At 26.1% G+C, this 8,981-nt stretch carries 6 protein-coding genes and 1 pseudogene; 6 read left to right on the top strand and 1 reads right to left on the bottom strand.

Features of this window, described 5'->3' with window-relative positions; translation table 11 throughout:
* The 3 genes and pseudogenes from OC698_RS02285 to OC698_RS02275 all read left to right on the top strand — a co-directional run.
* Window positions 1-1,576, top strand: a pseudogene (locus OC698_RS02285) (reverse transcriptase domain-containing protein); the annotation flags it as partial.
* A 347-nt stretch (window positions 1,577-1,923) separates the two neighbouring features.
* Window positions 1,924-2,928: a lipoate--protein ligase gene (locus OC698_RS02280; protein WP_304513104.1), complete on the top strand. Its 1,005-nt coding sequence runs from the start codon at window positions 1,924-1,926 to the stop codon at window positions 2,926-2,928.
* Window positions 2,929-3,259: 331 nt separating this feature from the next.
* The gene (locus tag OC698_RS02275; RefSeq protein WP_304513103.1) at window positions 3,260-3,697 is read left to right on the top strand and encodes a hypothetical protein; all 438 of its coding nucleotides are present in this window, start codon (window positions 3,260-3,262) and stop codon (window positions 3,695-3,697) included.
* An 18-nt stretch (window positions 3,698-3,715) separates the two neighbouring features.
* Here OC698_RS02275 and recU read toward each other — a convergent pair whose 3' ends face one another.
* A complete protein-coding gene (recU, locus tag OC698_RS02270; protein ID WP_304513102.1) occupies window positions 3,716-4,273 on the bottom strand; it encodes a Holliday junction resolvase RecU in 558 nt (185 codons plus the stop codon).
* A 279-nt stretch (window positions 4,274-4,552) separates the two neighbouring features.
* Here recU and OC698_RS02265 point away from each other — a divergent pair, with 279 nt between their 5' ends.
* From OC698_RS02265 to OC698_RS02255, 3 genes are read left to right on the top strand one after another with little or no spacing between them, the layout of a single operon-like run.
* A complete protein-coding gene (locus tag OC698_RS02265; protein ID WP_304513101.1) occupies window positions 4,553-6,298 on the top strand; it encodes a ribonuclease J in 1,746 nt (581 codons plus the stop codon).
* A gap of 8 nt (window positions 6,299-6,306) precedes the next feature.
* Complete coding sequence (locus tag OC698_RS02260; protein WP_304513100.1) at window positions 6,307-7,995, top strand: ribonuclease J; 1,689 nt, start codon at window positions 6,307-6,309, stop codon at window positions 7,993-7,995.
* Between the two features lie 33 nt (window positions 7,996-8,028).
* On the top strand, window positions 8,029-8,364 hold the full coding sequence (locus OC698_RS02255; protein ID WP_304513099.1) for a hypothetical protein: 336 nt from the start codon (window positions 8,029-8,031) through the stop codon (window positions 8,362-8,364).
* Window positions 8,365-8,981: the final 617 nt, after the last annotated feature.

Here is an 8,981-nt window from a genome sequence, read left to right as displayed (position 1 = left end):
GGGGCGGGAACACCGGGTATTGATAATGAAACCATTGATGGGATTAATCTAGAAAGATTCGAAAGATACCAGCAGGAATACGTCAATAATGGTTATAACCCCAAACCAGTTAAAAGAATTCTCATTCCTAGTGATAATAAAGGTACTAGACCCCCTAGGATTACCTACTATTAGGGACCGGCTGATACAAAAATGCCTCGAACAACTCTTAACTCCCTATTTTGAAAATATTTTTTCAGAATGGAGCTTTGGGTTTAGAACCAAAAAATCTTGCCACGACGCCATCAAACGCGTCAAACAAAGATTTAAAGGAATTGACTACATCGTCAAAATCGACTTAAAAGGCTACTTTGATACCATTAATCATGAGATTCTCATGAGAACCTTAAATCGGTTCATCAGAAAGAATAAAGTCCTCTCAACCATTAACAAATGGTTGAAAGCCGGCTTCATGAAAGATGGGGTCAAATACGAATCCTTATCCGGTTCTCCTCAAGGAGGAATCATTTCTCCCTTGTTGGCGAATGTATATTTACATTACATCGACCTTAAAATGGATGAACTAATTAAAAAAGGAAAGCCAATTTGGAAGAAGAGCCCAGAATATGGGAAAGCATGGTATAAAAACCAACACCATTAACTGGGGATTGATAGCTTCATCAATCTAAACCCAAAAACAAGAGTTGAGTACATCCGCTATGCTGATGATTTTATCATTGGCGTTAAAGGCGAGTATGACAAAGCTGAAGGGATTAAGAATCAAGTAACGCAATGGTTAGAACAAGATTTGAAACTTACCATTAGTAAGGACAAATCAAAAATTGTGAAAGCTAACAAAGGAACTAGGTTCCTATCCTACATGATTAAGGTTAAACCAACCAATAAAACTCGTGAGAGGAAAACTGCAAAGAATTCCTTAAACGGTAAAGTTCAAATCCAAATTCCCCAAGCAAAAGCCGAAGAATATGGATATGAATACAATTGGTTAAAAAGGGGGAAGATAAAACACGACGAAACATTAGCAGGCAGAGATGAATTAGAAATAATCCGAACCTATCAAACAATTGTTAGAGGAATTATCCAATACTTTTGTTTAGCTAACAATCTCGGTGTTTTAACCTATCTAAACTATCTAGCTGAAGATAGCTGTTTGAAAACACTGGCAAGAAAATGGAAAATTTCGATTGCCAGAGTTCGAAAGAAACTCAATAGAGGTTCAACTTGGGGTATCTCCTATATTAACAAAGGAAAGACTCAATACGAACCATGGGAAGTCTACTCTTGGGATAAAATTAAAAAAATGCGTAAATATAAGGGGAATCCGGACATTAACATTAATAGATATATATTCCAAGGCCGCACACACCTAACTGACCGCTTGAAAGCGGAACGTTGTGAGAACTGCGACAAAACAACCCAACTGCAAATTCATCACATTGGGACAGTTCGCAACGCGAATCACCAAAGGATCATGAATAAAAGTACAAAGGTACTGTGTAAAGATTGTCATCGCAAGATAACCAATCAACAAGTACATGATATCAAAAGAACAAGAACGATAAGAATAAATAGCTAATTAACCGCAAGGTGAAATTAGTTCTCGAGAGAGAGTAAATTAGGGAAAGCTGGATGCTTGGAAACTTGCTTGTCCGGTTTGGACGGGAGCTGATTGTAAATAAAACAGTAAATATAAATCGCTGCATAAAACGCAATTAATCTATCCGTATTGTTTAGTTGTTTTCTGAAAGATTAAATTAATAAAAAACCATCATTATATATTTTTGTAATGATGGTTATTTTGTTTATTTATTATTATATTTAATAATTATATGTTGGCTTAGATATAATAATTAATGAATAAAATATAGTATTTTTTATTTTTGGTGGTTTATTAAAAGAGAAAGAATTTGGAACTTATTTATTATGATTTTAGTTAAATATCCATTATTATCATCGGTTTATAAACCTTATTTTTATTATGCTTTAGAAGAGTATATTTTGAATAATTTTTTAAAATATGATGATGAAATTTATTTTTTTTTCTGGACTATGAAAGGAATAGTGATTGGTCGCAATCAGATTATTGAAAATGAAATTAATTTAGATTTTATCAAAAAAAATAAAATTGAATTTTTTCGTAGACCGAGTGGTGGCGGTTGTGTTTATAATGATTTCAATACACCGATTTTTAGTTTTATTTTTAAAAATACATTTTTAGATTTTAGTTTTAAAAGATATTTAAATTTTATTATTCAAGCATTTAATAATTTAGGAATATCTTTATATTTTGGCGGTCGTAATGATATTTTATTCAAAGGTAAAAAGGTTTCTGGTAATGCTTTTTGGAAAAATAAAAATGGAATTGTTATGCATGGAACTTTACTTTATCAATGTGATATAGATACAATGATACGTTGTATTACTCCAAATAATCAAAAATTAATTTCTAAAGGTATTGATAGTGTACGGTCACGAGTGCTTAATTTAAAAGATTATCTTCCCGATATGACAAAAGAAATATTAGTTAATTATTTGGAAAAATTTTTAAAAAAACAAGAATTAATTTTAACTAAAAAAGATTTAGCTGCTATTAATAAACTAGCTATTAAATATAATTCTTTTAAATGGTTATTTAATCATCCTATGTATTCTAAAAATTTGCAATATCGTTTCGGATGGGGCGAAATAAAAGTTTTTTTAGAATTAGAAGATGGTTATATTAGAAAAATGGAATTATGTGGTGATTTTTTTCATATTCAAGAAAATTTAGAAAAATTTTGTAGTTTTTTTGAAAATGTTTTATTTAGAAAAGAAGATATTCAAAAAGTTTTGCAAAAGGTGAATATTAATAATTATATTTTGAATGCTTCGAATCAAGATTTTTTATTTTTATTAGAACAAGGTTTAATTAATAATAAATATAAATAATCATAAACAATGAGTTAAATGTTTATCGTAATTTTGTTGCGGAAAATACTTATTAATTTCCGATTTTTTTGTTTATCCTTTTTAATAAAAATGTAGTATATAATATAAGAAAGGTATATTTTAAAAGTTAATTATGAAGATTTTTTCGTTAAAAAAAGTAATTATTAGTTCTTTGTTATTAACAATCTCTTTCTTTATTGAATTTGTATTTACTAAATTTTTTTTTCAAGATTGTCACGGATCTTTAATCAAATTAGAGTTATTGCCTATAATTTTAATAGGTTTTTTGTTCGGGTTTAAATTTAGTTTGTGCGCTAATCTTATGTATGTCATGATTCATACCGCGTTGGAATGGCCTATTATTAATATGTTTATTTTAAATCAAACAAGATATTTGCAATTATTATTTTTAATATTTTTTTTTATTTTTCCATATATGGCTTATTCTTTATCTGGTTTATTTCACACCAAAAACTCTCCATATTTAATGAAAAAAAATATTATAAAAAGTTTATTATTAATTTCTTTTATGCAAATTATTTCTTATACATTTTGTATTTATAGTTTTTATTATTATTCTTATGATTCTTTGTTTTTAATATTTGAATCGGATTCTTGGATAATAACTCAGTTAAATTCTTTTTTATCTATATATTGGATTTTGGTTCTTTATATTAATATTATGATTTTTTTAACTAATACACTTATTGGATTTATTTTGTTGTTTTTAAAACCTATTATTAATGAAAATACTGAATTTAATTTATAAAATGGATATTTATATCTTTTAGATAAATTTATTCACAATTTGTAAGTAATCTAATCTAGGGCGATAACTATAAGGAATTTGCCATAATTCATTAATAAAAATTTGATAATCAATACTTTTGGATGAAGATTTTTGTATAAAATTATTTAAAAAAGATATAGGCAGATAAAAATATTGGTTATAACGTTTAAAATGAATAATTAAAAAGGCTATTCCTTTCAATTCGTTTATTTTTTGTAAATAAATTATTTGATGATTAGGAATATTTTTTAAAGGAAATTTTTTTACATTATTAGTTTCTTTAGCATCAAAAGATAAATATTTACCTTTATAAATTCCTTGATAATCTGGTAAAGATTTTAAACGATAATAAGCTTCTACAATTTTAGTTTTTTTTCTTTGTGCATATTCGACTTTAACTACTTGTATAGGGATTTCATTTTTATGAATAAAAGCAATTTGATTTTCTTGATAAAATTTATTGGTTAAATTGATATCTTGTTCTAATTTTTTTCCTAAATTACTTTTTTTATTATAATTTAAATTTTGATTATTAATTTTAGTTGGATATTTCATATTTTTATTGATCTGATAACTTTCTAAAAAAATAGAAAAAAATTGATATTAATTGTTTTAAAGCTATAATAAATAGTGATTAACCAAATTCAAGTATTTTTAAAAATAATTAACATCATATTAAATTTATTTATTTTTATTTTACAAATATAATATTTATATTATAAACTTTAATTAATAATGATAAAAAAATTAAATTAATCGGTAAACATATGTTTTTAAATTATTTCAATTAACGATATCGCATTATTAATTTTTTAAGGGAGTTCTATTAAAAAAATGCAAGAAATTAATTTTTTCGCTTTAGGAGGTATAGGGGAGAATGGGAAAAATTTTTACCTCTTAAAAATCAATTCTTCTTATTTTATTTTAGATGCTGGTTTAAAATATCCTAGTGTATTAGTAAATGGTATTGATGCTATTTTACCGGAATATCATAAATTAGAATCTATTAAAGGGCAAATTAAAGGTATTTTTATTACTTCAGCTTTAGAAACTTATTCAGGAGCTTTAGTATATTTCATAAAAGAATGGTCCATTCCTATTTATACTTCAGATTTTACTATGGAAGTGATTAAATTTAATTTAAAACAAGCAAATATAGATTTATCTTTTTTATCGTTTAATATGATAAAAGATGATATGAAAATTACTATTGATAATATTAAAATTTTTGTTTTCGGAATATCTCATTTTTTACCAGGTACTTTAGGTTTAGCTTTTGAAACCTCTTCAGGAATGATTATATATATGAGCGCTATGCATATGCAACAATCTAAAAATAATTTTTTTCAAACTAATTTTACCACTTTAGTAGAATTGGCTCGTAAAAAAGTTTTAGCTTTATTATTGGTTTCCCAAGGGGCTTTGAGTTTGGTAAAACCTAAAAGAGAAGAAATTTTAGAACATCATTTGAGTAGTTTTTTTGGCCATATAGAAAATAATATTATTGTTACTTTTTTAATTCCAGATTTATTAAAGATTCAAATGGTTATCGATTTAGCTGTACAAGCTAATTTAAAGATTATTATTTTAGGTCGTAAAAGTGAAAAAATTATTGATATCGCTTTATCAAAAAAATATTTAAAAATTCCCGAAAATACTTTAATTAATTTAAAAAATTCTAAAGATTATTTGAAATATAATAATGTTGTTGTATTAGTGTTTGGCCGACGTTTTGAAGCTTTTTATCGTTTGCAACGTATGTGTAAAAAAACTGATCGTTTAATGAAATTGCATATAGCCGATAAAATTTTATTATTTTCTGTGGATTTGCCTGGCATTGATAAAGTTCAAAATAAAACTATTGATATATTAGCAAGACATGGTTTTCAAGTAGAATTTTTAATTAAAGATCTATTTCAAAACTTATCTTATGATTATCAAGAATATTTAAAATTATTATTATATTTATTAAAACCAAAATTTTTTTTACCTATCGCAGGCGAATATAGACATCAATATTATGTAAAAAAAATGGTTCAAAATTTTAATTTTTCGGATAATAAAATTTTTTTAATAGAAAATGGTGATATGTGGTTTTATGATGGTTTACATAAACCTTTAATTAAAAAAAATTTTTTAAAAAATTTAGGTGAAATTTTAATTGACGGTACACCAGTTATAGATGGTAATAATTTTATTATTAAAGATAGGGAGTTATTAGCCAATGATGGTATTTTAATTATAGCTTGTAATTTAGATCTACGTTTGCGTAAAGTAATCGGAAATATCGATAATATTAAGTTGGTTAGTAAGGGATTTTTAGATAAAATGAAAATAGAACCTCTGATTCGACAGTTGAAAGAATTATTTTTAAAAATAAGTACACAGTTTATACACATTAATAAACAAATTAAATGGAGTGATTTTAAAAATAGTTTGCGAGAAGAATTATCTAAATTCATTTTTAAAGCTACTAAAAAAAAACCTGTCATCATTCCTGTTTTAATTTCTGCAACTCGGTCAACGCTAAATAAAGATTTAAATTTTAATTCAAATATTGCAATTGAAAGCAAAGGATAATTTTACAAATGGTAGCACATATTTCGCAACAACAACCTAAATTTGACATTTTATTTTATGCTTTGGGCGGATTAGGTGAAGTAGGTAAAAATATGTATGTGGTCGAAATTCAGAATAAAATTTTTATTATGGATTCGGGCATGTCTTTTTCTGAAGATTCTTTTTTAGGTATTAATTATATAATTCCTAGTTATGAATATTTAATTAAAAATGAACATAAAATTGAATGTCTTTTAATTACTCACGGTCATGAGGATCATATCGGAAGCATTCCTTTTTTATTACGTAAAGTAAAAATACCCAAGATTTTGGTTACTGGTATTGCTTATGATTTGATTGAATTTAAATTAACAGAACATAAATTGCAGAAATATATGCATATTCTAGATAAATATGAAGAAGGATCTGAATTGTGTTTTGGAAAGGTTACAATTTCTTTTGTACGTTTAAATCATTCGATACCTGATACTTTTGGTATTGTTTTTGAATATAATAAAAATATTATTTTTTATACTGGTGATTTTAAAATTGATCATACTCCTGAAGGTCCTTTAGCGAATTATGCTAAATTAGCTGATTTAGGTAAAAAAGGAGTTTTATGTTTGTTATCGGACTCTACTAATGCTCAACAAAAAGGTTTTATAGAATCAGAAAATAAAATCGGAGATACTATTAACAATTTATTTTATCAAATTAAAGGTAGAATTATTATTGTTACTTTTGCGTCTAATTATTATCGTATTAGACAAATTATTCAAGCTAGTGTTTTAACTAAAAGAAAAGTAGCTGTTTTTGGCCGAAGTATGGAAAAAGCAATCGAAGTCGGAGCTAAAAATGGTTATTTAAAAGTGCCAAAAGAATTTTTAGCTAATAGCAACAATATTAATGCTAATGATGAAGATATTACTTTGTTATGTACTGGCTCTCAAGGGGAACCTTTAGCTGCTTTGAGTCGTATGGCGAATGGTACTCATCGGCAAATTAAATTAAATAATAAAGATACAGTAATTTTTTCATCTTCTCCTATTCCAGGAAATCAAGATAGCGTGAATAAAATTTTAGATTTATTGTATAAAATGGAAGTTAATGTAATTTTGCATGGGTTTTTAGTAGATACTCATGCTTCCGGACATGCTAGTCAAAATGATTTGAAATTAATGCTAAATTTAATTAAACCACGTTTTTTAGTTCCGGTTCATGGTGAATATGTTATGTTAATGGCTCATAAAAAGTTAGCTATTGAATGTGGTATACCTTCTGAGAATGTTTTTATTTTAGATAATGGTGATGTATTAGGTTTAAGTCCTGAAAAAGCTCAATTAATCGGAAAAATTCCTCATGATGATATTTATATTGATGATTCTGGTTCAGAAAATTTGAGCAATTCTATCATTAAGGAAAGAAAAATTTTAAACGAAGAAGGATTATTATCTATTATTGTTAGCATGGATTGGAAGAATAAAAAAATTATTAATCATCCGATGGTTGTATCTCGAGGATTTATTTATATGAAAGGTAGTGGTGATTTTATTCAAAAAATATCTAATGATATTAAAAATATGATTCAAAAATTATTATCTTCTGAAACAGTTAATGAAAATTATTTAATAAAAGCTATTATTAATTTTATTACTCCTCGTATTTATGAAACTACTTTACGTAATCCTTTAATTTTACCTATTATTGTATCTATTTAAAATTTTTTAATTCAGAAAGGGTTTTTGATTTTTATGAATTTCGCTAAACTACTTGATAATAATTTATATAACAATTATTCTATTAATGATTTAGTTTGTATAGTAAATGTAAGATATAATAAAGATAAAAACTTGAAAATTTCTAAAGAATGGTATACTGTTGGTCTGAAAATACTTATCCATTCTGAGATTAAAATTTTTTCAGAATTAATTTTATTTTTTGAACATATTGATAATGATAATCCAGAATTTTTTTTACAACCAGATCAAAAAATAAAAATTATAACTGGAAAATTATTTCTTAATAAAATTATATTAAAAGAAAAAGGTATTTTGTTGATTGAAAAATTTATTCACGTAAGTGAATAGCAAATCGGAATTATATCTAAATAATTTAAATTGGTTTGTAAAAAATTATATAAATAAAAAAATAAAGGAGATTTTTTTAATGCCGGAACTACCAGAAGTAGAAGTTATTGTAAGAGCTTTAAACAAACAAATTATAAATCGCTAGGGCGCAAAAGATGCTCATAATTCTGCTATTTAACGCATAGCCTAGAGTGATAATCTCTCTAGAGGTCACGTAAACACCACAAGGTGGGCTTGATCAACCAGTTCGAAAGAAGAGTTGATAATAGCAAAAGCACGCAAGCGAGATGAGACGAAATATCTAGTCAACAAGTCGACGCCAGACCAGAAGTCAAGGAAAAGGTGCAAGTCCCTAAGCAGTTAAGTAGAGTGGTTTAATTAAAACATTTTGGTAAGATATTGTGACCAGGATTAGGGAAGACAAATAACATATGTAGTGAGTGTTTTTTGAAGGTTTTTTTAAGGTTAATAATAATAAATTAACCCCTTCCTACACTTTTCCATCTAAATTAATCAAGCTTCTACAGATATTTTTAACTTTAATGATGGTAAACTGCTCCTAACACTTCCCGTAGAATTATGTAGTAACTTTGATCTCCCTAAAAGCACCTTCTTAG

It is taken from the genome of Candidatus Phytoplasma gossypii (assembly GCF_030586975.1).
Classification (GTDB): Bacteria; Bacillota_I; Bacilli_A; order Acholeplasmatales; family Acholeplasmataceae; genus Phytoplasma; species Phytoplasma citri.
This window is presented reverse-complemented; position numbering and strand designations above follow the sequence as displayed.

Excerpts from the sequence above, each read along its gene's own strand:
- OC698_RS02280 (WP_304513104.1), top strand. The coding sequence starts at position 1,924 with ATGATTTTAGTTAAATATCCATTATTATCATCGGTTTATAAACCTTAT.
- OC698_RS02275 (WP_304513103.1), top strand. The coding sequence starts at position 3,260 with ATGATTCATACCGCGTTGGAATGGCCTATTATTAATATGTTTATTTTA.
- recU (WP_304513102.1), bottom strand. The coding sequence starts at position 4,273 with ATGAAATATCCAACTAAAATTAATAATCAAAATTTAAATTATAATAAA.
- OC698_RS02265 (WP_304513101.1), top strand. The coding sequence starts at position 4,553 with ATGCAAGAAATTAATTTTTTCGCTTTAGGAGGTATAGGGGAGAATGGG.
- OC698_RS02260 (WP_304513100.1), top strand. The coding sequence starts at position 6,307 with ATGGTAGCACATATTTCGCAACAACAACCTAAATTTGACATTTTATTT.
- OC698_RS02255 (WP_304513099.1), top strand. The coding sequence starts at position 8,029 with ATGAATTTCGCTAAACTACTTGATAATAATTTATATAACAATTATTCT.